We start from the raw sequence: 25,610 nt of genomic DNA on the forward strand, positions 1-25,610 counted from the left end.
GTCGCCAGTGGTGTACGTGGGTTCGTGCCGTGTTCCTTCAGGGGTCACTCGATTTCTCCTAGCACTTTCTTGATCAACGACCGTGTCTGATTGGGAGGCAGAGCCAGTCCCCGCAGGTCACTCATCAGAGAGATGTACTCATCGACCATTCTGGTATCAGATATCACTCCTCCGATGGGTCCTGTCTCCAGGTAGAGGAGCGTTCCGGAATTCGGAACTTTCAGCAATATTACCCCGTTGTCCAAACCCGGGTGGTCCCAGGTGTCTGCGGGGATGACCAGAATTTCCATGCGGCTCTGGGCCGAGGCCTCCAGCAGGTATTCGAGCTGACCTCGCATCGTGTCAGGGCTTCCAATGCGTCGATGCAGCACGGTTTCATCCAAGACGACCGAGTAGAAGGGTGGGTTTTCGCGCTTCAGGAAATTTTGGCGCTCGCTCCTTTCTTCAACCTTCGCGTCTATGGCTTCTTGCTGTGCTGTCTTCTTGGGGGCCCTGATCGTGGCTCGCATGTAATCACGGGTTTGAAGAAGACCTGGGACGAGCAACGGGTGGTACTGCTGGATCTGCGTGGCCCGCTGCTCCACGAGTGGCAGCTCCTTGTACCAGTCCGGAGGCTTGTACCCCTCGTACTGGTCCTCCCACACGGAGACTAGCCGTTCCTCGCTGTTGAGCGCCTGACCGATTCGTTGTGCGGTGACCTTTTTGGTGGGCGTCTTGCCCAGTTCGATATCACTGACCGTCGCCTGGGATGCCGGGATCAGGCTTGCCAGTCTGGTCTGTGAAAACCCTGCCTGCTCGCGGATCCGACGTACCTCGGCACCGAACCTCTGAGCCTTCGGATCGACCTCGTTCGCCATGTATTGCTTTCTATCAGCCTGCTATCAGCCGCCAACGAGATTCACCGAGAAATTTCGGATATCCCAGAGGTTGGTAGCTGAAGAGGCCTTCTGGTGAGACTGTGACGACGGCCGAAGAAAAGTCCCGGCGGCTGTACTGACAACCCCGGGACCTGGTCCGGAACCCGTGCTTCTCACGACAACAGGTACGAACATGAACCAGGCTATCCCTCGTCAGTCCACCCCGGAAGGCGTTACCGGCCGCCGAACGCCGACGCTCCAACCGCCCTGGCGGATGCGGTTCGAGGACTCCGACCGCTGCGGCATCGTCCTGGGCAGCGATCCCCGCCACGTCGGGATCGCCCGGGACTGGGCCTACCGCAACGCCCGCTCCCCGCGCCGTGCGGCCTTTCCGCTGGTGCTGGCCGTGAGCCTGCTGGTCACCAACGCGCAGCAGCACAGCCGGTCCGGCGACCCAGGCGGCACCGTCCGGGTCACGCTGCACCGCAAGCCCCACACCTACACCCTGACGGTCACCGACGACGGACCCCGGCCGGACCAGCCCATCCGCTTTCCGCGTCCGCGAAAGCCCACGGAACCGCTGGAGGCCACCGGCAACGGGCTGCTGATGCTGGACGAGCTGTCGGTGTCCTGGGACTGGACCGGAAACGCGGGCGAATCCCTGACGGTGCGCGCCCTCATCGACCGCTCTGGGGAGCAGTGGGCCGGGGCTCCCAGCACCAAGGTCTGAGGAACGGCACTGCCTCGCGCCACGCCCGCCCGCCGAACACGGAAAGCGCCTCATGCCCGACTACAGCTACCTTCTCGACGGCCGCCCCGACGTCTTCACCCCTGGCGAAGTCGCCCAACTGTTCAACATCCGCCCCCGCAGCCTCCACCGAGGCGACTGGGACCGCGTCCTCCGGCCCTTCCGCACCCCGGGCGGAGCCCGCCGCTACCCCAAGGAACACATCGCCGCGCTCCTGAACCAGCCGGATGAATCCGCCCCTATCCCGTAGCGCCGCCACGAGCCGGTCCGCGCGTCCGCGACGGTCTGCCGCCCCGGCCGAGATCCCGGGCACGGACTCAGCGGCACGGCGAAAGCTCCCCGGTTCCGCGGGCACCGTCCGAGTGGAACTGGTGGGACCCCGCGCTGACCTGGTGCGGGGTATCCGAAGAAGGAAGGAACTCCCTATGTCCTCCGCGAACCTCTCGACACTGCTGGAGTCGCCCGACGGCGAGTCCCGCGCGCAGATCGCCCGCCTCGGTGATGCCTTCCCCCTGGACCCCTCGACGGCCGTCTTCGAAGCCAGCGACGAGCCTCCGACCGGGGTCCGGCCCTGGGGGCTACGGCGCGCGGTCACTCCGAAGCCGCGCCCTGAGGTGGCCGCAGCGGTGGACCGCTACGTCTACGACCCCGTGACCCAGCGGGGCATCGACCGCCTCACCGGAGCACCGGCCGTGGGCAAGCGCTCCAGCGGCACCAAGGAGACCACGGGCGAGCCCGACAGCGCGCGGCCGAGCACCGAGGAAACCACCACCGACTGATGGCCTCCTCCGCAGCACGGAAGGCGGTGCTCGTCCTCACCCACATCGAGGACGCCACCGCCGACCCCGTGATCCATCACCTGTCCGAACGCGGCGTGCCCGTCGTGCGCATGGACCCCGGCGACTTCCCCGCCTCCATGACGGTGGAGGCCGCCTTCGACGGGAACTGGGAAGGAGCGGTGCACGACGCCTTCCGCGGCGTGGACCTGGGATCGGTACGGGGGGTCTACTATCGGCGCCCCTCCCAGTTCACGTTGGCCGAGGGCATGTCCGGCCCCGACCAGCGCTGGGCCTACCGCGAGGCCCGCATGGGTTTCGGTGGTGTCCTCCTGGCGCTGGACTGCCTCTGGATCAACCAGCCGTCACGCATGAGCGCGGCTGAGTACAAGCCCGTCCAGCTGGCGGCGGCGGCCAGGGCCGGGCTGAAGGTACCGCGCACGATCATCACGAACGTGCCCGACCACGCCGCGGATTGGGCCGCCGGTATCCCCGGCCCCGTCGTGTACAAGCCGGTCGGCGGCGCGCTGCACGTCGAACAGGGCCGTACCCGGATCGTCTACGCCAGCGCCGTCGCCGCCGTGGAGGAACTCCGCGACCCTGCCGTGGGCCTGACCGCCCACTGCTTCCAGGAATGGGTGGACAAGGCGTTCGAGGTCCGTCTGACCGTCGTGGGCCGGACGATGTTCGCCGTGGCCATCCACGCCCGGTCCCAGGCCGCGCACATCGACTGGCGCAGTGACTACGACGCCCACCGGTACGAGGTCGTCGGCATCCCCGACGACGTCCGCTCCGGCCTGGAGCGCTACATGCGCGCCTTCGGACTCGTCTGCGGCGCCGCCGACTTCGTGGTCTCACCCGACGGCGGGTGGACCCTGCTGGAGGTCAACCCCAACGGCGAGTGGGGATGGCTCGCGGACCGCTGTGGTCTGCCCATCGGGCAGAGCATCGCCGAACTACTGGAGAAGGGACAGATGTGACCGGAGTTGTTCACGAACCCTCGTCCGCACTGGTGGCCCGCCTGGTCGAGGAGGGCGCGCTGGTGCCTGACGACCGCCTCACCGAGGCGTTCCGACGCGTGGACCGGGGCGTGTTCGTCCCGGCCTTCGCCCTGCACGAGGAAACCCCGCAGGGTGCGCGTTACAGGCTCCTGTCCGCTGAGGACCCCGACCAGCGTGAGGAATGGGCCTGCCACGTCTACGCCGACGAGACGCTGACCATCGAGATCGCCGGAGAACCGGTGACCGACGCCCTGCCCGGGGGACGCGGTACCGGCCGGTGGACCAGCTCCTCCACGATGCCCAGCCTCATGGCGCGGATGCTCCACCAACTCGACCTGGGCGGCGACCCCCGCGTTCTGGAGGTAGGAGTCGGTTCCGGGTACAACGCGGCGATCCTGTGCGAGGTGCTGGGTTCGGACCGGGTCACGAGCATCGACATCTCACCGCGCCTGGTCTCCGACGCCGCCCGACGCCTCTCCGCCCTGGGATACACACCCGTCGTGGCCGAGTACGACGGGCACAAGGGCTTCCCCGACCGCGCTCCGTACGACCGGATCGTCAGCACCACGGCCTTCACCCACGTTCCGCCGGAGTGGATCACCCAGGCGGCACCGGGCGGGAGCATCCTCGTCAACATCGCGGGAGGCACCGGAGGCGCCATGCTCGGGCTCCGGGTGCGCGACGACCACACGGCGCAGGGGCGCTTCCTTCCGCAGTGGGCCGGGTTCATGCCCGCGCGGAGCAGCGTTCCCCGCCAACGCGTCAGCGTGGATGACGCGGGGGAACGGAGCACGACCACTCTGAACCCGGCGCTCGTTCGCGGGGAACCGGCCATGGCGTTCCTCGCGCAACTGGCCACGACGGACGCCGACACCGTGGTCAGGACGGCCGATACCGGGGCGGACTTCCTCTTCATGGAGGGCGCCGACGGGGCCTGGGCCGAGATCGACATGGACGCGGACGAGGGTCGCTACCCCGTGGTCCAGGGCGGACCGCGCCGTCTGTGGACGCGGGTGGAGGAAGCGCACCGGTGGTGGGTCGCCAACGGCCAGCCGGGCTGGAGCGCCTACGGCGTCACCGTCACGCCGGGGGACCAGCACGTGTGGTTCGGTTCGGCGGAGAGCGACCAGCGCTGGCCGCTGCCGCTCCCGTAGGCAACGACCTCCCTGTTCTGGAAGGGGCCCGCCTCAAGGACATCAGTGACCTCCTCCTCTCCCGAGACAACGCCTGACCTCCACCAGGCGTGGCACCACGCGGTCGCGGCCCTGGGCCTGGCCGTGTTGCCTCATGCCGCACTGCACCACGGAGTGGGTGGCCGGGACCCTCAGCGGACCGGTCGCCCACAACGGCGGAGCCCCGATACGGCTACGCTGAGTACTGGCGCGCTCGCAGCGCCCTGCCGGTCGCGCTCTCACAGGAAACACTGGAGACCCCCACATGAGCATCCCCTCCGAGTGGCACAAGTCCACTTACAGCGCCAACGGGCATAACTGCGTGGAGGCGAGGGAGCATGCCAGCGGCGCGGACGTGCGCGATTCACAGAATCCGCACCTTGGGCACCTCACGTTCTCTCCCGCTGAGTGGGCGAACCTCCTCCAGGACATCAAGGGCGGCTGAACCCTCGATCGCCCACAACGGCGGAGGAAAGCACGAGCGCGACGACAAATGACCAACCCCGAAGACCTCCGGTCCCGCCTCGTCGAGGAGATCGCCCTCTCTCCGGCCTGGCGGGACACCTTCGAGCGGGTTCCCCGCCACCGCTTCATCCCCGACCGGATCTGGATCGAGGACGGGGATGACCTGACCGTCCTCGATAGGGCCGATGACTCGGACGCGTGGTTGCGTGCCTGCTACGCCGACCGGCCCGTCATCACCCAGATCGACGATGGAGACCCGACCGGGCGCGGGCAGCGGTCCTCGTCGGCGTCCATGCCGAGCATCGTGGCCCTGATGCTGGAGGCCACCGACCTCGCCGCCGGTCAGCGGGTGTTGGAGATCGGCACCGGAACCGGGTGGAACGCCGCGCTGCTCGCTGACAGGGCCGGCGCGGGGAACGTGACGTCGGTGGAGATCGACCCGGCCGTGGCCGCGCGGGCTGAGGAGAACCTGGAGGGCCACGGTGTCCATGTGGTCCTCGGGGACGGTGAGAAGGGTTGTCCGCCCGACGCCCCCTACGACCGGGTACTGGCGACCGCCGCCGTCCAGAGGGTTCCTTACCCGTGGGTGGAGCAGACGGTGCCCGGCGGGCGGATCGTGACCCCGTGGGGGACGAGCTTCCACAACGGCACGCTGCTCCGCCTCCAGGTCGGCGCGGACGGAACGGCGTCCGGGAGGTTCGGCGGGAACGCAGGCTTCATGTGGGTGCGTGGCCAGCGCACACCGCACGGCACGCTCGATGAGCGCGTCCGTCCCGACCACGAGTACACCGAGACCACCACGGACCTGCACCCGTACGAGCCGGTCGGCGACTTCGACGCGAGCTTCGCGATCGGTCTGCGGGTTCCCGGCATGAAGGACCTGCTGGTCTTCGACGACGACGTGCCGGGCAACCCGGACTACACGGTGTACCTGATGGACCCGGGTTCGGGTTCGTGGGCCTCGTGGCGGGTCCGGTCCGGCACTCGTGAGTTCGGGGTCCGCCAGCACGGCCCGCGCTGCCTCTTCGACGAGCTGGCCGGGGCCTACGCCTGGTGGCGGGAGGCGGGCCGCCCGGAGCACTCCCGGTTCGGCGTGACCGTGACCTGCGAGGGCCAACGCGTGTGGTTGGACGACCCCGGCAACGTCCTCCCCGTGGGGCAGATCGCCGCCGGACAAGCGGAGAACGGTCAGACATGACCCGAGCTGTTCACGAACCCTCGTCCGCACTGGTGGCCCGCCTGGTCGAGGAGGGCGCGCTGGTGCCTGACGACCGCCTCACCGAGGCGTTCCGACGCGGGTGACGACAACCCCTTCTGACCTGAGACTTCTCGGAGGCGGGCCCCGGAGGTTCGACCGCCGGAGCCCGTTGCGTGTGGGTACGATGCGCCCATGCCCGGCCCTGGTGACAACAGCTGTCTCGTGCTGCCCTTCCCGTACGTGCCCACCCTCGGCCCCGTACACCCCGATGCCCTCACCGCCCGCCTGTGGGACGAGGTCATGGAAGTCAACGGCACTGGCAGTTTCCTGGCGCACGACAAGGACGCCCGCTGGGGTGGGACCAAGAACGAAACGGTCCTTGCCGATGCCATTCGCAACGAGGGCGAGACCGTCACCGTTCCCACCCTGACCACGCGAGGTCGGGGCGTGGTGAAGGTTCACCACTACGGGCCAACGCCCGACGTGGCCCAGGCGTTGGAGGAGGCCGGGAAGCTGGCCGCCGCGTACGACGCGGGGGCGGCGCGTGTGCTGTGGTTCTCCACCGAAGCCGACACCCGCTGGCACAGCTGCCGTGTCCAACTCAAGACCTTCACCGGGAACGAGCCCTACACCCATGGCGAGGTGGAAAGTCTGCACACTGAGACTCCGGCTGTTCAGGACACCTTTGCCGTTTTCGCCCAAGCACTCAAAGGAGACGGGTTCTCCTTCCTAGCCGAACAGATGCGAACCACTGGTCTGGACGGCCCGCTCTTGGTTGCCGTGTCCGAGGGACGTGTCGTCGGTGCTATCGGACCCATGGCCATTCGCCAGGACTCCATCGGCGTCCCGCGGCTTCTGCCGCAGTACTTCGGTGTGCTGCCCGAAGTGCGCGGTCACGGTCACGGGCGTGCGCTGTGGCGGGCAGCGATGGGCTGGGGACAGGAGAACGGAGCCGTCTACCAGTTGCTCCAGACCGAAACCGGCGGCGCGTCGGACCACCTGTGCCGATCCGAGGGGCTGACCAGCCTCGGCTTCGTCTTCACCGCCAGTCTGTAGAAACTGCTGCCGCAGTGGCCCTGCTGTCCGGGGGAGAATCCCGGGGCCGCTTGGTATCCACGGCCACCATGCGAAACGGCTGTGGCAAGCCCAAGGGGCGGCACTCCCCGTAGGGAGCACCGCCCCTTTGAACCCGGTCACCCGCTGTCCTATGTCCTGAGGATCAGGCCTGGAACTCGGTGATCGTCTGGGCGATGCCGTTCTCGACATCGACCCCGGCCAGCACCACGGTCCCGTCCTTCAGCTCAGCATCGAACTCCTCCATGCTGCACTCCACGGTCCCGGTCATGTCGTCGTTGGGGACCTCGGGCGCGCAGGTGTACAGGCCGCCGAGGATCTCGGTGTCCTCGGTGACGTAGAACGCCTGGTCGCCGACGATGTACTCGTACGGAGCCAGGTACACGACCTCGCCGGAGAGGGTTCCGGTGAACCCGTCGGCACCGGCCTCCACGCCCTGGGTCTCGGCTCCTCGCTGCTCGGAGGCCGCCGCCGGGCTGAAGCCGGTCGCGCCGAGAGTGAGCAGACCGGCGGAGAGAACGGCCAGCGCGCTGGTACGGATATCGCGATTCATCGCGTTCCTTTCCTGTGGGGAGCGGTGTGTCAATGGACTCGCCAGGGATTGGGGGATGAGTGCGTTATGCGTGGTCGTGCCCCCGGGCTGGCTTCTCAAACGCGGATCGTGGATATCGGGGAAAATCCCGAGGGTGCCGGAGTCGTATCGGCCCGAGGATTAACCGTCGAATTTCAGGGATTGATCATGGCGGAGCGGTTTGTGCTGTCCGGGTGAGGGAAGGATGGCCCTTCGCCTGGTCGGCGTCGCTGTCCGTGCGGGCTGGTGCGACCCCAGGTGCTCCGTGTCCGGGGCCCTCGCCGCCTGTGCCAATGATCAATGACGGAAGCTAAATATCCCGTTAGGCTGCGCTGGTTTCCCTGGTTTGTCTGCGGTGGGACGATCGGCTCTTACCGGCGAACGCGGAAGTGCGTGAAACCGGCCTGATTCGCCTTGGATGCGCGTTCGGGCTCCGCGGTTCTGTCGACCGGGAAAATGCGCGGATTTCCCGGAGCGGACCCCGGGAAATCCGCGCCGTCCGAACGGTCCCCGGAAGACTCTGGACCGTCCCGCCGCCCGAACGGTTCGGGGCACCCGGCCCATGCGCTCCCGGCGCGCTCGTATCCTCTGACCCGGACCCGTCACCCGAGGTGGAGAGCGACGACGCGATGCTGGAGATGCTGCCCGGACTCGTCCGGATCTACGAGGAGTGGGCGGAGCGGTACCCCGACGTGCAGCCGCTGACCATCCAGTTCGCGCCGGACGGGAAGTCGGACAAAGGCCTCGACGGGGTGCTCGCCTACCCCCTGGACGGCCACTGGCTGCTGGTGTCCTTCGGCCTGACCGAACTGGGGGAGAAGACCAGCGAGGAGCCCCGCGTCTCCGGGTCGGGCTTCGAGTTCACCTGCCGCGTTCCGCGCGAGGACGGCGACGAGGCCGTGCCCGCCTGGATCCTGCGCGTCATGCACGCCCTGGCCGACCGCTTCGTCGCGGGCAGCGACCTGGACGTGGGCCACTGGATCGTCACCCCGTCCCCGCTCGGCGGCGAGCCCGCCAACGGCGACATGACCTCGCTGGTCATCGTCCCCGACACCGAGATCCGCGCCATGGACACCCCGAACGGGATCGTCCTCTTCTTCCAGCTCGTCGGCCTGCTGGCCGAGGAGGGCGAGGCCATGCAGCAGGCGGGGACCGCCGCGCCGCTCGTCGCCCTCCTGCGCGACCGCGACCCGAGGATGGTCACCGACCCCTCGCGCGAACCCGTCCGCCTCTGAGTCCGTCGGAGACGACGGTCCAGCGGCCTGCGCACGGAATCCTGTACAACCGTGGAGGTGTGACGGCGGAACCAGGAGGCGCAGCGATGAAGACCATGAGCTACTCGGAGTCCCGCGAGAACTACGCGGCCACGCTCGACTCCGTCGTGAACGACCGCGAGGAGGTCGTGATCACCAGAGTGGGACACGAGTCGGTGGTCATGATGGCGTTGTCGGAGTACGAGAGTCTCAGGGAGACCGCCTACCTCCTCCGCAGTCCGGAGAACGCGCGACGCCTCGTCACCGCCATCGAGGAGTCGGAGTCCGGGTAGACGGTCTCCGGTCACCGAAACGCCGACGGGCCGCCACCCGTAGGGGGTGGCGGCCCGCACGTGTCATCCGGTCAGCTCCCGGAGCCCCGTCCCCGCCCGATCGCGGTGCCGATCTCGCCCACCCGGTCGGCCAGCAGACCCATCGCGCCGATGGCCCTGGTCATCGGGTCGTCCTCGGCGCCGCCCAGCGCGCGGCCGTGCCGGAAGGCCTCCTTGACCTCCGTCCACCGGGCCTCCTGCTCGGGGGTCATGACCCCGCGCAGCTCCGCGAGCTTGAGCAGGTTGGCCTCCGCGCCCGAGGTCAGGGTCTGCGCCTCGCCCAGGTAGTGGTCGTCGATCACGGCCTCCACCTCGGCGTCGTTCATGACCGGCACGATCCTCTCCGCCAGCCGGTTCATGTTGCGGTACGAGCCCTGGAGCCGGAACGGCGGCTCGGTGCGCGCCTCCTCCGACTGCGCCGCGGAGGCGATGTAGGCGGCGTTGTTGGCCATCACCACCTCCTGCACCCGCAGCAGCTTGCGCAGCACCGACACGATCCGGTCCACCTCGACCGCCGAGTAGGGGTGGTCGAACTGGTCCGCGCCCACCGAGTCGTCGCCCCGCGCCATCCGCACGAACCGGTACACGTCCTCCCTGCTCCGCGTGGACAGCGGGGCCAGGGTCGGGTTCGAGGTGAGCGCGTTCTCGACGTAGCTCAGCGCGAACAGCTCCTCCCTGCCCGCCAGCACGTCGCCCAGGTTGTACACGTCGGCGCGGTTGGCCAGCATGTCCGGGATCCGGAACCGCTTGCCCTGCTCCGTGTACGGGTTGCCCGCCATGCACACCGCGAAGCGCTTGCCCCGCAGGTCGTAGGTCCGGGTCCGCCCGTTCCACACCCCCTCCATGCGCCGCTGGCCGTCGCACAGCGAGATGAACTTCTGGAGCAGCTCGGGGTTGGTGTGCTGGATGTCGTCCAGGTACAGCATCGTGTTGGCGCCCATCTCCAGCGCGAAGGAGATCTTCTCGACCTCCTGGCGGGAGGTGGCGTCCGGCGCCTCGTCCGGGTCCAGCGAGGTCACCGCGTGCCCCAGCGCGGGCCCGTTGACCTTGACGAACACCAGCCCCAGACGGCTGGCCACGTACTCCATGAGCGTGGTCTTGCCGTACCCGGGCGGGGAGATGAGCAGCAGCAGGCCGCTCTGGTCGGTGCGCTTGTCGTCCCCGGCCGCGCCCAGCTGCTTGGCCAGGTTGTCGCCGATCAACGGCAGGTACGCCTCGTCCAGCAGCCTGTTGCGGACGAACCCGCTCATCACCTTGGGCCGGTACTCCTCCAGCCGCAGCCGCTCGCGCTCGGCCGCCACCAGCTCGTTGCGGCGCCGCTGGAAGTCCCGGTAGGCGGGCACCTCCTCCAGCCGGAACCGGCGGGTGCGCGGCAGGAACTCGTCCAGCCGCAGTTCCAGGGAGCGCTCGCGCACGCGCGGGTGCGACCCCAGCAGCCCGTCCACGTCCTCCGCGACGGCCGCCGAGGACTCGTACCTCTCCAGGGCACCGCCGGTCAGCTCGATCGCGGCGGCCTCGGGCAGGTCGCCCGGGTCCACCTCCTCCAGCGTGGTCGCGAACGCCTCCAGCCAGGCCGCCACCAGCTGGTGGCGCGCGTTCAGGTCTGCGTCGAGGGCGCGCAGGTCCTCCTCGAAGGCCCTGCGCGTGCTCTCCCGGGCGCTGTCCACGGCCCGGTGGAACCGGTCCAGCAGCGTACGGGCGCCCGCGCCGGTCACGAACCCCGTCTCCCCGGGCCCCTCAGCCGCGATCTCCTCGAACAGGTACTCGCCCACCAGGTCCAGGTCGGCCTCCTGGTGGAGCCCGGTGTCGGTGAGGAACCCGTCCACGGCCGCCGCCAGCTCCGCGCGCAGCGCGTCGACCGCCGCCGACCCGCGCACTCCGAACACCTCGCGGGCCCGCGCCAGCGAACCGGCCCGGGTCCGCCACGCCGTCCGCCGCTCCTCGTCGGCGCCGAAGGCCCAGAACACCTGCGCCGCCGCACGCGTCGCGCCCGGGTACCGCAGCAGCCCGGCTCCCGCGCGCAGCCGCAGCAGCACCGACAGGATCCGCGCGGCGTCGTGGTCGTGCACGCCCCGCTCGTACCCCTCGTCGTAGCGGGCCTCGGCGAAGCCGCGCACCAGGTCCGGCAGCGACGACCCGTCCTGCTCCCCCGCGTCGGCCTCGGCCAGCCGCTCCGGCGTCAGGCCCTCCGAGCCCTCCTCGGCCGCGGCCAGGACCGACGCGGCCAGGTACTCGGCCCGGTACACCTGCGGGCTCTCCGACACCAGCACCCGGTCCCACAGGTGCCGCGTCCGCCCGAACCCCTCGTCGGTGACAGGTGCGCGGAAGTCGGTGCCGGTGATCGCCACCGACATCTCCCCGCCGTGCGGGGTGAGGGTGAGGTCGATCGGCTGGGTGTTCACGGCGAAGCGGTGCCTGCCCAGCCGGATCGTCTCGCCGCCCGCGCCGCCCTCGAACAGGTCGGCGCGGTCCCGCAGGGCCCGGCCAGCCTCCTGCCGGGCGGCCAGGATCTGCCCGTCCAGCTCCTCCGCGCGCACGGTCTCGCCGAGCGCGCGCAGCTCCTCGGAGGTGCGGCGCAGCCGCGCCACCATCGCGTCCGACGCGAAGTAGGTGTTGACGTCCTCCAGCGTGTCCAGCGCCGCGACCCGCCGCTGAACGCTCTCCAGCACGCGGGCGGCCGACGACGCCAGGCGGTCGGCCCGCCGCGCCCGCTCGTCCACCAGCCCCTGCTTGCGGGTGGAGAACGCCTCGTACACGTCCTCGCGCTTGTCCGCCAGCTCCCCGAGGAAGTCGTCGAACTCGGCGAACCGCGTCTCCAGGTTCTCCAGCTGGAGCATGATCCGCCCCAGCTGCTCGTCGCACCGGTCCGGGGTGTCGGCGGCGGCCAGCGCCCCCGTGATCGCCTGCCCGAGCAGGGCGAACTCGGCGGCGAACTCCGCCCGCCCCTCCAGGGCGAGCAGTTCGCCGCGCCGCGCCTCCAGCGTGGCGCGCGCCCGGTTGATCCCGGCCATCACCTCGCTGACCCGCTCCAGGATGCGCGTGCGCACCTGGGCGTCGCCGATGTCCAGCGAGCCGACGACCTCGGTGACCACCTGGAGGCCCTCGGTCTGCTCGGCGATGCGCTCCCCGACCGCCGTCGCCGCGCTGACCGCCCCGATGCCCTCGGCGTCGGCGACCAGTCGCTCCACCTCGTCGTGGTACCCGGCGAAGGCGTCGTCGCGCTCCAGGAAGGCCACCGTGCGGCGGCCGGTGGCGTCGATCTCCCCGGCGAGCCTGCCGTCCAGCTCCTCCAGGCGGTCGGTGTCCACGTAGCGCGTCTCGCGCAGCGTGGCCGCCTGCCCCTGGGCGCGGCGCAGCCCGGTCAGCCGCGCCACCCAGCCCTCCGCCGTGCGCGGGGCCTCCCCGCGGGCGGTGCGGATGAGCGAGGCCGCCTTCTCCTCCGCCTCGGCCAGGGTCTCGGCGGCCTGCCGGGTCAGGGTCTGGACGGTCTCGAACTCCTCCAGCACCCGCGCGGCGGTGTCGCGCACCTGCGACAGGGGCGCCGCCAGGTCGCCCAGCTCCTCCTCGCCCAGCCAGTGGAACCGGTCCGTCACCCGGCGGCAGGCGGCCATGAGCGCCTCGAACACCTCGGTGGAGGGCCGCATGTCCTCGGCCATGCGCGCCACCGACAGGCACTCGGACACGCCCCGCACCAGTTCGGCGTTGCCGATCCGCTCCAGCGGGCCCGTCCCCACCGGCTGCGCCGCCGCGTACACGTCCGACGCGTACGGCGTCTGCCACACCTGCATCGGGTGCACCCGGGTCGGCTCGCCCGAGTTGTCGCGGAACACCGTCATGGTGCCGTCGTCGAACAGGGAGTACCCGTGGCAGACGATCGGGGTGGCGACCTCCTTGCGGATGGTGTTGTAGGGCAGCAGCAGACTGCGGCCGTCCGCGCGGGAGTGGAAGACGTAGAGCACGTCCTCGCCGTTGGGCGAGCGCACCACGCGCTCGAACTCCAGGTCGGTGACGTCGGTGTCGAAGGTCCGCGCCACCCCGGTGGCCAGGTAGTAGCCGCCGGGGAAGATCAGTCCCTGGTCGTCGGGCAGGCGCTGGCAGGACTGGCCGATGCCGTCGAGGCGCTCGACCTCCTTGGTGCGCGTGTTGAAGACCAGGTGGCGCCACTCGGTCTCGTTGTAGGGCAGCACGCGCAGCAGGATGAGCGGGCCCACCCGCGCGTGGTGCACCGACGCGTCGGCCAGGCTCTGCAACGGCTCGTCCACGGGCTCGCTGTAGACGCCCTCGCCGACCTCGGTGTTGTTCTCGACCTTGATGGTGAGGTCGCCGCCGACCGTCTCCACGAACAGCTCGTCGAGGATCGAGATGTGCGGGTGGCGGCCCGCCACGTGGTCCTCGCGCGTGGCCTCCACCCACGCGAAGTCGTGCGCGGGCGGAAACACGTGGTCGCGTTCGCCGCGCGCGTCGAGGTAGGCGATCTCGCCCGTCGGCGACACCGACCACCGCAGCACGCGCACGTCCTCGGTGCGCGGGCCGGTCTGGAACACGGCCAGCAGCCGCTCCTCGACCCGGCGCAGCTGGAGCAGGCGCGCGTCGCGGTAGTACCGGTAGAGCTGGCCGAAGTCCTGCTGGAACCGCTCGTCGTCGAGCAGCCCGGGGACGGCGCCCCCGTCGGCGTCGGCGAAGGCGAAGCCGTCGTCGGCGCGCTCGTAGCGGTGCAGCGAGAACACGTCGGGGACGTGGGTCTCCCGCTGCATGCCGATGAACACGTTGTAGCCGAACAGGATCACGGCGCCGTCGGCGCCGTCCGCGGCCGGGCGCCCCACGCTCACGATGTCCCGGGGCACGCAGTTGTGCTCGGTGCGCACGCGCTCGGTGCCGAGCAGGGTCAGCTCGGTGCCGCCGAACACCTCCAGCCGTCGCGCGTTGAGCCGCTCGGTCCGCCGGGCCAGCTCGCCGGTCTGCTCGCGCAGCCGGGCGCGGAGCACCTCGTAGGTGCCCGCGTCCAGCGCACGCGCGTCCCCGGCGTCCGGCCCCTCGGTCTCCTGGGGCAGGGCCTCTGTCACGAAGGTTCCCCTACTGCTTGGCGAGGGCGGAGGCGGGCAGCTGGTCCACGCCCAGCGAGCGGGCGGTGCCGAGCAGGCCGTCGAGTTTGTCGGCCTGCGGGCCGCCCGCGCCGATCAGCTTGAGCAGCAGCGCGGAGACGGTGAGGTTCTTGACGTCCTCGGTGGACACCGACTCCATCACCCTGCGCATGTCCGCGGCGAAGTCGCCCTCGCCGTTGAGCCAGTTGCCGCCCAGCGCCTGCACGGTCTTGGAGTTGCCGACGAAGCCGTCCACGGCCTTGCCCAGGCCGATGGAGCCCACCATGCGGTCGAAGAAGGCGCCGTCGCCGCCGACGATGTTGATGTCGGCGTTCTCCAGGCCGGTGGCCAGCACGGTGGCCTGGGCCTCGGCGACCTCGCGCTGCACGTTGATCCCGGCCAGGCGGATCTCCTTCTCGGCCTCCAGGCGCAGGCGGTACTCCTCGTGCTCGCGGCTGACCTGGTCCAGGGCGGCCATGGCCTCGGCCTTGTCGGTGAGACCGGCGGCCTCGGCGCGCAGCTTCTGCTCCACGGCCTCGGCCTCGACGCGGGCCTTCTCGCTGGCCACGGCGGCCTCGGCGCGGCCGACCTTCTCGATGGCCTCGGCGTCCTGCTGGCGGACCTGCACCTCGGCCAGGCCGGTGGCGGCGGCCTCGGCCTGGATCCCCTCGGCGAGGCGGATCTTGGCGCGGGTGTCCAGTTCGGCGGCCTGCTGGCGGGCCTCGGCCAGGGTGAGCTCCTCGGCGGCCCGGTGCTTGGCGGCGGCCTCCGCGGCCTCGGCGGCCTTGATGTCCTTGACCAGGTTCTCCTGGGCCTCGGCCTCGGCCTGGATGATGACGGCCTGGCGGGTGCGCTCGGCCTCCTCGACCGCGCGCAGGCGCTTGATGGCCTCCTCCTGCTCGGCCACGGTGCGGTCCACGGCGATCCGCTCGCGGACGACGTCGGCGACCTCGCGCTTCTCGGCCTCGACCTCCTTGTCCTTGGCGATGCGGCTCAGCTCGGTCTCGCGCTCGCGCCCGATGACCTCCAGGAGGCGGTCCTTCTCGATGCGCTCGCTCTCGATGGCGATGACGCGCTCGCGGTTCTTCTCGGCCACCGCGATCTCGCGCTGCTGGTTCTGGTGCTGCACGCCCAGGGCCTCGGAGGTGCGGATGTTGGCCGTCTCGGCCTTGAGGCGCTCCTCGGCCTGCACGCGGGCGGTCTCGGCCTCCTCGCGGGCGCGGATGATCTCGATCTCGCGCTTGGCCTTGGCGGCGGCCTCCTCGCGGCGCTTCTCCAGCTCGGCGAGGGTCTCGGCGGTCTCGGTGTTCTGCCGGTCGAGTTCCTTGCGGCGGTCGTTCTCGAACTCGTTGGTGCGCTTGTGCTCGATCGCGGTGCGCTCGGTGATCTTGGAGATGCCCTGCGCGTCGAGGATGTTGTTGGCGTCGTGCTGGTGCAGCGGGGTCTGCTCCAGCTCGTCGATGGCCACGTCCTCCAGGCTGTAGCCGTTGAGGTCGGTGCCGATCAGGGAGATGATCGCCTGACGGAACTGCTCGCGGTGCGTGAACAGCTCCTCGAAGTCGAACTGCTTGCCGACGGTCTTGAGGCCCTCGGAGAACTTGGAGTTGAACAGCTCCTGGAGCGTGTCCTGGTGGCTGGCGCGCTCGGTGCCGATGGACTTGGCGACCTTCTTGACGTCCTCCGCGGTCTCGTTGACCCGGACGTAGAAGTACACCTTGATGTCCGCGCGGATGTTGTCCTTGCAGGTCAGGCCCTCACGGCCGCGCCGGTCCACGGTCAGCGTCTTGAGCGAGATGTCCATGATCTCGGCCTTGTGCAGGACCGGCAGGACGATCGCGCCCGTGAAGGTGACGTGGACGTCGCGGACCTTGGAGATGATCAGCGCCTTGCCCTGCTCGACCTTGCGGAACAGGCGGGTGACCATCAGGAGCAGGGCGATGAGGACGACGACGCCGACGGCAAGGGCGACGCCGACGGTCAGGAAGGCCGCGTCCGCGGCCTCCTGGCCGTTCGCGGTGGCACTCAGCAACACGTGGGGGTCTCTTTCTGCAAGGGGATGTGCGTAAGAGGGGGGAAAGCGCGTCGGGAGCGGGGGTGAGGCAGCGGGGATCCGGCCCCCCGGTCGGGGGCGCTCGACAGATGTGACGCGGCGCGCTCGCGAACGGTTCCGCGTACCACTTTTCCTTTTGCCGGGAGAACGGGCGGATGGGCGGGTGAGGCGGAGCCCCGGGGGTGCTGTACGGGCGCTCGCGGGTTCCCGCTCCTCGGGCGCTCGCGGAGGCCCCGGGGAGGTATCGGGTCAGCCCTGGCCGGGGTCCAGAGCGGCGTCGAAGTAGGTGACCAGGAAGACGTCCCGCTCGGTGCTGTGGTCGAAGATCAGGGCGGTGCTGCCGACCGGCAGGACCTCGCCGCCGGTGGTGCGCACCGGGATGGAGATCGACGCGCCGCCGGCGGTGGTGATCTCGGCCTGGCCGAAGCCCTCGTTGGCCTCGCCGATGCGGATCACGCAGGTGCGTCCGACCAGCTCGTTCCTGGAACCGCTGCTGCGGCTGGGCAGGAAGCGCTGCACCGACATGACCAGGCCGCTGGTGACCGCCCACGCGGCCACGAGCGCGATCAGCAGGACCACCAGGCCCAGGGCGATGAGCAGGGGGGTGGAGGTGGTGTGGAGGAGGCTGGTCATGATGCTTCCCATCATGCTCACGAACCAGGCGACGCAGATCAGCGAACTGAGCGCCACGGTGACCGGGACCCTTCCCAGGCCGACCCGGCTCATCAGGGAGTTCAGGCCCGCGGCCTCGCCCGAGTCGTCCACGCTGTCGAGCGCGTCGGAGCCGGTGGCGCCGACCGAGACGAGCAGCCAGTAGACCGCGACGACGACCAGCAGCGGGGTGAACAGCACGGTCGGGAAACCGAAGGCGGTGTCCAGGAACATCCCCACCCGTCATCCTCCTCCGCGCCGCACCGTGCCGGAACTCTACCGAACCGCCCTCTTCGCGACACGGGCGGGCGTCCCCTTGGCCGTTTGCGGCCACCGGGACGCGTCGCGGACCCGGCGGGCGTCCGCCGGGCGGCTGCGGTGACGACGCGACCGACGCCGGACACGGTCGGGGAGGGAGCGGAGGCAGGCGGGTGACGCGGTTCCCCACGGTGCCCGGGGGTGTGTTCGCTGCTCAGGGGCCCGGTGCGCGGTACGGCGGGGGCGCGGAGAAAATCTTTCGGGAAAAAATCCGGGGAGGTGTCGATCCGGCCCGGTGCCGTTCGACGTGTGGATGAGAGCGGGGGAACGGACCCCCACACCGCACGAGAGGCGAACACCATGCGCTACATGATGACGATCATGTCCACGCCCGAGGCCGAGGCCGTCGACTACGAGCCCAGCCCGGAGGTCTTCGAGGCGATGGCCGCCTACAACGAGCAGATGGTCAAGGCCGGTGTCCTGCTCGCCGGGGACGGCCTGGCCCCCGCCTCCGAGGCGACCCGGGTCACCTTCAGCAACGGCGACGCGACCGTCACCGACGGGCCCTTCGCCGAGGCCAAGGAGTTCGTCGCCGGGTACTGGGTCCTCCAGGTGTCCTCGCACGAGGAGGCCGTGGAGTGGGCCAAGCGCTGCCCGCACCCGCCGGAGGGCGACGACACGGAGATGAGCCTGGTGCTGCGGCGGATCTTCGACACCGACGACTTCGGCGACGAGATGCCCGAGCACCTCAAGGAGCGCGAGCGCGAGCTGCGCGCCGAGGGGTACTCGCACGGCGGCTGACCCGCACGTGCCGGTGCGGCCCGCGGTGCTCCCGGGCACCCGCGGGCCGCAGCCCGTTCCGGGCGTCGCGTACGGCCCGCTCGGCGGTCGGCGACGCCCGCCGCGCGTGCTTGCGGTGGGCTGCCCGCGGTGCTGAGATTGCCCCGTGAGCCACACCGACGCCACGCGCGCGGTCGAGGCGGTCTGGCGTATCGAGTCGGCCCGTCTCGTCGCAGCGCTCACCCGCATGGTCGGCGACGTCGGCCTCGCCGAGGAGTTCGCCCAGGACGCGCTGGTCAGCGCACTGGAGAAGTGGCCCGGCGACGGGGTTCCCGACAACCCCGGCGCCTGGCTGACCACCGTCGCCAAGCGCCGCGTGCTCGACCGCTGGCGCCGCGACGAGCGCTTCCAGCGGCGCATGGCCGACCTCGGCCGCGAGATCGCCGAGCACGACGGGCAGGCCGAGTTCGACGCCGTCCTGGAGGAGGACTTCGGAGACGACCTCCTGCGGCTGATGTTCGTGTGCTGCCACCCGGTGCTGTCCACCGAGGCCCGCGTCGCGCTCACCCTGCGCCTGCTCGGCGGGCTCACCACCGACGAGATCGCCCGGGCCTTCCTGGTGCCCGAGTCCACCGTCGCCCAGCGCATCGTGCGCGCCAAGCGCACCCTGGCCAAGAGGAAAGTGCCCTTCGAGGTGCCCGTCGGCGAGGACCGCGACGCCCGGGTGGCCTCCGTGCTGGAGGTCGTCTACCTGGTGTTCAACGAGGGCTACACCGCCACCTCGGGTACGGAGTGGACGCGCCCCACGCTGTGCGAGGAGGCCATGCGCCTGGGCCGCGTGCTCGCCCAACTGCTGCCCGGGGAGTGCGAGGCGCACGGGCTGGTGGCGCTGATGGAGCTGCACGCCTCGCGGCTGCGCGCCCGCGTCGGGCCGGGCGGGGAACCCGTCCCCCTGGCCGAGCAGAACCGCGCGCTCTGGGACCGCCTGCTCATCACGCGCGGGATGGAGGCCCTGTTCAGGGCACTGCCGCCGGACCGGAGCCAGCCCGGCGGTCCCTACGTGCTCCAAGCGGCCATCGCGGCCGAACACGCCAGGGCGGTCACCGCCGCGGACACCGACTGGACGGTCATCGCCGGGCTGTACCTGGCCCTGGTCAGGGTCACCGGCTCGCCGGTCGTGGAGCTGAACCGGGCGGTGGCGGTGTCGATGGCCTCGGGCCCGGAGACCGCGCTGGAGATCGTGGACGCGCTGCGGGACCAGCCGGGGATGGGCGACTACCACCTGCTGCCCTCCGTGCGCGGCGACCTGCTCGTGCGGCTGGACCGCCGGGCCGAGGCCCGCGCCGAGTTCGAGCGCGCGGCCTCCCTGACCCGCAACGAGCGCGAGCGCTCGCTGCTCCTGGACCGCGCCCGCGGCTGCGAGGACTGACCGGGCCGGGGACCACGCCGTCGGGGTCTCCCGCCGACGGAAGGACACGGGGGCTCGGCGGGCGGGGACCCCTCCAGGTCACCGAACCTGCGCCGGGTGAGCTCGTCCACGGTGTCGGCTGGCTCGTCGGCGTCCGGCCGGGGCGCGCGGGGGCTCGCGGCGGCGCTGACGCCGCGGCTGGTCCCGGACACGACCCAGGCCACCACACGAGGCCACGCCCGGTCCCGGTCGCTCGGACGCTCCGCCCCGTAACCGCGCGGGTGGCCGGAAGCGGCCATTCCCGCAAAGGCCGATGCCTTTTCCGGCTGTGCGCGGAAGGCTGTGATGGCGTCTTTTCCCCCGGGGGCGCATAACGAAAGTCAGGGCGCGTACTGACGAAGGATGTGTCGGCGGTCGCGCTGTCCGTCCTTCTCTCTCGAACGCTTTCTCCGATCGGTGCGCTCTCGTGGTGGATGGCGCATATCCGATGGACTGAGCGGTGTGCAACCCACGAAAGTCATGCTCTCCGGTTTCCTGTCGGGCTCGTGATTCATCGCTCGTGGAACGAAAGGATCCTTATTAGGATTCTCGCGGAACCCCGGCGGGGAACGCGGAAAGGAGAATGGCCGTGTCTCTCGCTGAAGGTGTTTTCCATTACTCCTCCGACGAGAGCGAAGTGCATGCCAGCGATCGAGATAAGGAACGTGTCCAAGACGTTCCGCGGCCAGCGGGCCGTTGACCACGTCTCCTTCACGGTGGAGCCCCGCACGGTCACCGGCTTCCTGGGCCCCAACGGCGCGGGCAAGACCACCACCCTGCGGTGCCTGCTCGGCCTGGTCCGCCCCGACAGCGGCGAGGGGCTGGTCAACGGCCGCGCCTACACGAGCCTGCCCAACCCGCTGACCGAGGTCGGCGCGGTGCTGGAGGCCACCAACCTGCACCCGGGGCGCACCGGCCGCAACCACCTGCGCGTCATGTGCGACGCCGCGGGCCTGCCCCTCTCCCGTGCCGACGAGGTGCTGGACGAGGTCGGGATCACCGGTGCCGGGAACAAGCGGGTCGGCGGCTACTCGATGGGCATGCGCCAGCGCCTGTCACTGGCCGGGGCGCTCCTGGGCGATCCCCGGGTGCTGATCCTGGACGAGCCCGCCAACGGACTGGACCCGGAGGGCATCGAGTGGCTCCGCCGGTTCCTGCGCCGCCAGGCCCACGACAGGGGCGTCGCCGTCCTCGTGTCCAGCCACGTCCTGGCCGAGGTCGAACAGACCGTCGACAACGTCGTCATCATCGCCAGGGGCCGCCTGGTCCACCAGGGGACCCTCGGCGAACTCACCGGCAACGGGGAGAGCCTGCACGACGCCTTCCTCCGCCTCACCGCCTCGGGGACGGCCGCCCACCCGCTTGGAGACCGCCAGTGACCGCTCTCGTCAGATCCGAACTCCGCAAGGTCCTCACCACCCGGTTGTGGTGGATCCTGCTCCTCGCCGCACTGGCCTGGGTGGCCCTCTCCCTGGGCCTCGCGGTCTTCGCCTCGGGGGTGGAGGGCGGCCTCAGCCGCGACAGCACCGCGTACGCCGCTTCTGTCTGGACCATGGGCGCTTCGGGGAACCTCTTCGCCATGGTCATCGGCATCATGATGGTGACGTCGGAGTACCAGCACCGCACGATCAACGTCACCTTCCTGACCAGTCCGCGGCGTCCGCCCGTGATCCTGGCCAAGGTCGTGGCCGCGGCTCTGGTCAGCCTGCTGTTCGGCGTGGTCGTCGTCGGACTGTCCTCCCTGGCTGCCGGGGCCTCCATCCTGACCGGGGGAGGCGGGTTGGACCTGGTCGACAACCAGGTGCCGCGCATCCTCGTCGGCTCCGTGGGCGCCTACGTCGCCTACGCCATGATCGGCGTGGGCGTCGGCGCACTCATCCGCAACCAGGTCGCCGCTCTGGTGTTCGGCATCCTGTGGGTGTTCATGCTGGAACCGCTCCTGACCGTCGTCCCCCAACTTCAGGACGTCGGCAAGTGGCTGCCCGGCGGCGCGTCCACCGCGCTCTACGACACCGGGATCGTCCCCGGCTTCGCGGGACTGCTCCCCGTGTGGGGCGCGGCCCTGGTCCTGGTCGGCTACGCCGCCGTGGCGGTCGGCCTGGCCTCGGTCACCACGCTCCGCCGCGACGTGGTCTGAACCCCGGTTCTGCCCTGAGCAGGCGACCCTGGCGGGTCGGGCCGACAACCGGCAGACTCACGGCCATGAGACTTCTGGTTCTGGGCGGTACCGAGTTCGTGGGGCGGGCGGTCGTGGAGGACGCGCTCGCCAGGGACTGGGACGTCACCGTCTTCCACCGCGGCAGGCACCCCGCGCCCCCCGGTGCCACCGCCCTGCACGGGGACCGCACCGAGGCGGGCGGGCTCGGCGCGCTGGCCGGAGGACGATGGGACGCCGTCGTGGACACCTGGTCGGGCGCCCCGTCCGCGGTGGCCGCAGCCGCGAAGCTCCTCGCCGACCGGGCCGGGCACTACTCCTACGTCTCCAGCCGCTCCGTCTACGCGTCCCCCGCCCCGCCCGGGCTGGACGAGGACGGGCCGGTCGTGGACGCCTCGCCCGAGGCCCCCAGCACCGACTACGCGCGGGACAAGCGGGGCGGCGAGCTGGCGGCGGAGGCGGCCTTCGCGGAGCGGGCCCTGTCCGTGCGCGCGGGCCTGATCCTCGGTCCGTACGAGAACATCGGCCGCCTGCCCTGGTGGCTGGAGCGGATCGCCCGGGGCGGCCCGGTCCTGGCCCCCGGGCCGCGCGACCTGCCGTTGCAGTACGTGGACGCGCGCGACCTGGCCGCCTGGACCCTCGACGCAGCCGAGGCCGGGCTGGGCGGCCCCCACAACCTGGTGAGCCCGCCGGGACACACCACCACCGGCCGACTCCTGGAGGCGTGCGCGGCGGTCACGGGATCGGACGCCGAACTGCGCTGGACCGACCCCCGGATCCTCCTCGACGCGGGCGTCCAGCCGTGGACCGAGCTGCCCGTGTGGGTGCCGCCCGGCGAGCTGTACGACACCCTGCACCAGGGGGACGTGTCCAGGGCGCTCGCGACCGGGCTGCGCTGCCGTCCGGTGACCGAGACCGTCGCCGACACCTGGACCTGGCTGAGGAGTCTGGAGGGCGGCGCGCCCCAGCGCCCGGACCGCCCCCGCGTCGGCCTGGACCCGGAGGTGGAGGCCCGCCTGCTCGCCGGAGCCTGATCCGGCCGCGGACACGGCGAAGGGCCGCCTCCCCTGGAGACGGCCCTTCGCGCCGCTTGTCCGTGTACGACCCGGCGCCCGGGTCAGGCCACCGGCGCCTCCTCGGCGCCGCGCGAGGTCACCCGGAGCCTGTCCGCGCCCTCGTCCACGTCCACCACCACGGTGGCGCCCTCGGCCAGGTCGCCCGACAGCAGCTCGCGCGCCAGCGGGTCGCCGATCGAGGACTGCACCAGGCGGCGCAGCGGACGCGCGCCGTAGTTGGGGTCGTAGCCGGTCAGCGCCAGCCACTCACGGGCGCCCTCCGTCACCTCCAGCCCCAGCCGCCGGTCCGCCAGCCGCCGGGCCAGCTTGTCGATCTGCAGGTCCACGATCCGCGTCAGGTCCTCGGTGGACAGCGCGTCGAACATGATCACGTCGTCCAGCCGGTTGAGGAACTCCGGCTTGAACGTCGCGCGCACCACGTCGAGCACGCGGTCGCGGCGCACCGACTCCTCCAGCGACTGGTCCACCAGGAACTGCGACCCCAGGTTGGAGGTGAGGATGAGGATGGTGTTGCGGAAGTCCACCTGACGGCCCTGGCCGTCGGTCAGGCGGCCGTCGTCCAGCACCTGGAGCAGGGTGTCGAACACCTCCAGGTGCGCCTTCTCCACCTCGTCCAGCAGCACCACCGTGTACGGGCGGCGGCGCACGGCCTCGGTCAGCTGGCCGCCCTCCTCGTACCCCACGTAACCGGGGGGCGCGCCCACCAGCCGCGACACCGAGTGCTTCTCGGAGTACTCGCTCATGTCGATCCGCACGATCGCGCGCTCGTCGTCGAAGAGGAACTCCGCCAGCGCCTTGGCCAGCTCGGTCTTGCCCACGCCCGTGGGGCCCAGGAACAGGAACGACCCCGTCGGCCGGTCCGGGTCGGAGATGCCCGCCCGCGCACGCCGCACCGCGTCCGACACCGCGGCCACGGCGTCCTTCTGCCCGATGAGGCGCCTGCCCAGCTCGTCCTCCATGCGCAGCAGCTTGGAGGTCTCGCCCTCCATCAGACGCCCCACGGGGATGCCGGTCCACGCCGACACCACGTCGGCGACCTCGTCGGCGCCCACCTCCTCCTTGACCATGGCGGCGTCGCCCCGGCTGGCCGCCCTCTCCTCGTCCCGGCTGGCCTCCTCGACCTGCTTCTCCAGCTGCGGGATGTCCCCGTACATCAGCCGGGAGGCCTCGCCGAAGTCGCCCTCGCGCTGGGCCAGCTCGGCCCGCGTGCGCAGGTCGTCGAGCTGCCCCTTGAGCTCGCCGACCCGGTTGAGGCCGGCCTTCTCCTGCTCCCAGCGGGCCACGAGCCCGTTGAGCTGCTCCTGGCGGTCGGCCAGGTCCGCGCGCAGCCGCTCCAGCCGCTGGCGGCTGGCCGGGTCCGACTCCTTGTCGAGCGCCATCTCCTCCATCTTCAGGCGGTCCACGGTGCGCTGGAGCTCGTCGATCTCCACCGGGCTGGAGTCGATCTCCATGCGCAGCCGGGACGCCGCCTCGTCGATGAGGTCGATCGCCTTGTCCGGCAGGAACCGCGCCGTGATGTAGCGGTCGGACAGGGTCGCGGCGGCCACCAGGGCCGAGTCGGCGATCTGCACCTTGTGGTGCGCCTCGTAGCGGCCCTTGAGCCCGCGCAGGATCGCGATCGTGTCCGCGGCCGAGGGCTCGCCCACCATGACCTGCTGGAAGCGCCGCTCCAGCGCGGGGTCCTTTTCGATCTTCTCCCGGTACTCGTCCAGGGTGGTCGCGCCCACCATGCGCAGCTCACCGCGCGCCAGCATGGGCTTGAGCATGTTGCCCGCGTCCATGGCGCCCTCGGCCGCGCCGGCGCCCACCATCGTGTGCAGCTCGTCGATGAACGTGATGACCTGGCCCTCGGACTCCTTGATCTCCGAGAGCACCGCCTTGAGCCGCTCCTCGAACTCGCCCCGGTACTTGGCGCCCGCCACCATCGCGGACAGGTCCAGGCTCACCAGGCGCTTGCCCACCAGGGACTGCGGCACGTCACCGGCCACGATCCGCTGGGCCAGGCCCTCCACGACCGCGGTCTTGCCCACGCCCGGCTCACCGATGAGCACGGGGTTGTTCTTGGTGCGGCGGCTGAGCACCTGGACGACCCGCCGGATCTCGCCGTCGCGGCCGATCACCGGGTCCACCTTGCCCTCACGGGCCCGCTCGGTCAGGTCCACCCCGTACTTCTCCAGGGCCTGGTAGGTGTCCTCCGGGTTCTCCGAGGTCACCTTCCCCGAGCCGCGCACCCGCTCGAACCCCTCCAGGAGCGCGTCGGGGGTGGCACCGGCCTCGGTGAGCAGCTTCGACGCCTCGCCGCCGTCCGCGGCCAGCCCCACCAGCAGGTGCTCGGTGGAGACGTACTCGTCCTCCATCTGCTGCGCGCGCTGGGCCGCGGTGTTGATGGAGACGATCAGCTGGCGCGAGGAGCTGGGCGAGCTGACCGTGGAACCGGCCGCCTTGGGCAGCGCGCCGACGGCCGCCTCGACCTTGTCCCGGAGCGCGTCCGGGTTGGCCCCGACCTCCTTGAGCAGCGGGCGGGTGATGCCCTCCGCCTGGTCCAGCAGGGCCGCCAGCAGGTGCACGGGCTCCGTCTGCGGACTGCCGTCCGTGGTGGCCCGGCGGATCGCCACCGACAGGGCCTCCTGGCTCTTCTTGGTGAGCTTGTAGTTCATGCGCGGTG

21 protein-coding genes are annotated in these 25,610 nt (G+C 70.8%); 15 read left to right on the plus strand and 6 right to left on the minus strand.

Features of this window, described 5'->3' with window-relative positions; translation table 11 throughout:
- Window positions 1–44: 44 nt before the first annotated feature.
- Complete coding sequence (locus NDAS_RS26965) at window positions 45–857, minus strand: helix-turn-helix domain-containing protein (RefSeq protein ID WP_013156432.1); 813 nt, start codon at window positions 855–857, stop codon at window positions 45–47.
- A gap of 193 nt (window positions 858–1,050) precedes the next feature.
- Here NDAS_RS26965 and NDAS_RS26970 point away from each other — a divergent pair, with 193 nt between their 5' ends.
- The 8 genes from NDAS_RS26970 to NDAS_RS27005 all read left to right on the plus strand — a co-directional run bounded on the left by NDAS_RS26970 (window position 1,051) and on the right by NDAS_RS27005 (window position 7,273).
- Window positions 1,051–1,587: an ATP-binding protein gene (locus NDAS_RS26970; protein WP_013156433.1), complete on the plus strand. Its 537-nt coding sequence runs from the start codon at window positions 1,051–1,053 to the stop codon at window positions 1,585–1,587.
- 52 nt (window positions 1,588–1,639) lie between these two features.
- Window positions 1,640–1,855, plus strand: coding sequence for a hypothetical protein (locus NDAS_RS26975; RefSeq protein ID WP_013156434.1), 216 nt, complete (start codon window positions 1,640–1,642; stop codon window positions 1,853–1,855).
- 175 nt (window positions 1,856–2,030) lie between these two features.
- On the plus strand, window positions 2,031–2,384 hold the full coding sequence (gene tgmA / locus NDAS_RS26980) for a putative ATP-grasp-modified RiPP (protein WP_013156435.1): 354 nt from the start codon (window positions 2,031–2,033) through the stop codon (window positions 2,382–2,384).
- Entirely contained in the window at window positions 2,384–3,361 is a 978-nt protein-coding gene (tgmB, locus tag NDAS_RS26985) for an ATP-grasp ribosomal peptide maturase (protein WP_013156436.1), read from the plus strand. The genes tgmA and tgmB overlap by 1 nt, the downstream gene beginning before the upstream one ends.
- Window positions 3,358–4,536 (plus strand): ATP-grasp peptide maturase system methyltransferase, encoded by a 1,179-nt coding sequence (gene tgmC, locus NDAS_RS26990; RefSeq protein ID WP_013156437.1) that lies wholly within the window; start codon window positions 3,358–3,360, stop codon window positions 4,534–4,536. Before tgmB ends, tgmC begins: the two co-directional genes overlap by 4 nt.
- A gap of 283 nt (window positions 4,537–4,819) precedes the next feature.
- Window positions 4,820–4,999, plus strand: a complete 180-nt coding sequence (locus NDAS_RS26995; RefSeq protein WP_013156438.1) for a DUF397 domain-containing protein — start codon at window positions 4,820–4,822, stop codon at window positions 4,997–4,999.
- 48 nt (window positions 5,000–5,047) lie between these two features.
- The gene (locus tag NDAS_RS27000; RefSeq protein ID WP_013156439.1) at window positions 5,048–6,217 is read left to right on the plus strand and encodes a methyltransferase domain-containing protein; all 1,170 of its coding nucleotides are present in this window, start codon (window positions 5,048–5,050) and stop codon (window positions 6,215–6,217) included.
- 192 nt (window positions 6,218–6,409) lie between these two features.
- Window positions 6,410–7,273: a GNAT family N-acetyltransferase gene (locus tag NDAS_RS27005; protein ID WP_013156441.1), complete on the plus strand. Its 864-nt coding sequence runs from the start codon at window positions 6,410–6,412 to the stop codon at window positions 7,271–7,273.
- Between the two features lie 163 nt (window positions 7,274–7,436).
- On the opposite strand, the gene NDAS_RS27010 is transcribed toward NDAS_RS27005, so the two are convergent.
- Complete coding sequence (locus NDAS_RS27010) at window positions 7,437–7,844, minus strand: hypothetical protein (protein WP_013156442.1); 408 nt, start codon at window positions 7,842–7,844, stop codon at window positions 7,437–7,439.
- A 647-nt stretch (window positions 7,845–8,491) separates the two neighbouring features.
- Between NDAS_RS27010 and NDAS_RS27015 the strand changes: the two genes are divergently transcribed.
- Together NDAS_RS27015 and NDAS_RS27020 are read left to right on the plus strand one after the other, a co-directional pair.
- Window positions 8,492–9,097 (plus strand): suppressor of fused domain protein, encoded by a 606-nt coding sequence (locus NDAS_RS27015; RefSeq protein ID WP_013156443.1) that lies wholly within the window; start codon window positions 8,492–8,494, stop codon window positions 9,095–9,097.
- Between the two features lie 86 nt (window positions 9,098–9,183).
- Window positions 9,184–9,408: a type II toxin-antitoxin system Phd/YefM family antitoxin gene (locus tag NDAS_RS27020; protein ID WP_013156444.1), complete on the plus strand. Its 225-nt coding sequence runs from the start codon at window positions 9,184–9,186 to the stop codon at window positions 9,406–9,408.
- Between the two features lie 71 nt (window positions 9,409–9,479).
- Here the strand turns inward: NDAS_RS27020 and NDAS_RS27025 are convergent, their stop codons facing one another.
- From NDAS_RS27025 to NDAS_RS27035, 3 genes are all read right to left on the minus strand, one after another.
- Entirely contained in the window at window positions 9,480–14,510 is a 5,031-nt protein-coding gene (locus NDAS_RS27025; protein ID WP_013156445.1) for a DNA repair ATPase, read from the minus strand.
- A gap of 10 nt (window positions 14,511–14,520) precedes the next feature.
- Entirely contained in the window at window positions 14,521–16,560 is a 2,040-nt protein-coding gene (locus tag NDAS_RS27030; protein ID WP_013156446.1) for a flotillin family protein, read from the minus strand.
- A 267-nt stretch (window positions 16,561–16,827) separates the two neighbouring features.
- Window positions 16,828–17,469, minus strand: a complete 642-nt coding sequence (locus tag NDAS_RS27035) for an OB-fold-containig protein (protein WP_013156447.1) — start codon at window positions 17,467–17,469, stop codon at window positions 16,828–16,830.
- A 378-nt stretch (window positions 17,470–17,847) separates the two neighbouring features.
- Between NDAS_RS27035 and NDAS_RS27040 the strand changes: the two genes are divergently transcribed.
- The 5 genes from NDAS_RS27040 (at window position 17,848) to NDAS_RS27060 (ending at window position 22,903) form a co-directional block, all read left to right on the plus strand.
- The gene (locus NDAS_RS27040; protein ID WP_013156448.1) at window positions 17,848–18,288 is read left to right on the plus strand and encodes a YciI family protein; all 441 of its coding nucleotides are present in this window, start codon (window positions 17,848–17,850) and stop codon (window positions 18,286–18,288) included.
- A 145-nt stretch (window positions 18,289–18,433) separates the two neighbouring features.
- The gene (locus tag NDAS_RS27045; protein ID WP_013156449.1) at window positions 18,434–19,696 is read left to right on the plus strand and encodes an RNA polymerase sigma factor; all 1,263 of its coding nucleotides are present in this window, start codon (window positions 18,434–18,436) and stop codon (window positions 19,694–19,696) included.
- A gap of 683 nt (window positions 19,697–20,379) precedes the next feature.
- Window positions 20,380–21,093: an ABC transporter ATP-binding protein gene (locus tag NDAS_RS27050; RefSeq protein ID WP_041553463.1), complete on the plus strand. Its 714-nt coding sequence runs from the start codon at window positions 20,380–20,382 to the stop codon at window positions 21,091–21,093.
- Window positions 21,090–21,851 carry an ABC transporter permease subunit gene (locus tag NDAS_RS27055; protein ID WP_013156451.1) on the plus strand — a complete coding sequence of 254 codons (762 nt, stop codon included), beginning with the start codon at window positions 21,090–21,092 and terminating at the stop codon, window positions 21,849–21,851. Before NDAS_RS27050 ends, NDAS_RS27055 begins: the two co-directional genes overlap by 4 nt.
- Window positions 21,852–21,916: 65 nt before the next feature.
- The gene (locus tag NDAS_RS27060) at window positions 21,917–22,903 is read left to right on the plus strand and encodes an NAD-dependent epimerase/dehydratase family protein (protein WP_013156452.1); all 987 of its coding nucleotides are present in this window, start codon (window positions 21,917–21,919) and stop codon (window positions 22,901–22,903) included.
- Window positions 22,904–22,986: 83 nt separating this feature from the next.
- On the opposite strand, the gene clpB is transcribed toward NDAS_RS27060, so the two are convergent.
- Window positions 22,987–25,602: an ATP-dependent chaperone ClpB gene (gene clpB / locus NDAS_RS27065; RefSeq protein ID WP_013156453.1), complete on the minus strand. Its 2,616-nt coding sequence runs from the start codon at window positions 25,600–25,602 to the stop codon at window positions 22,987–22,989.
- Window positions 25,603–25,610: the final 8 nt, after the last annotated feature.

The organism is Nocardiopsis dassonvillei subsp. dassonvillei DSM 43111, assembly GCF_000092985.1.
Taxonomy (GTDB): Bacteria; Actinomycetota; Actinomycetes; order Streptosporangiales; family Streptosporangiaceae; genus Nocardiopsis; species Nocardiopsis dassonvillei.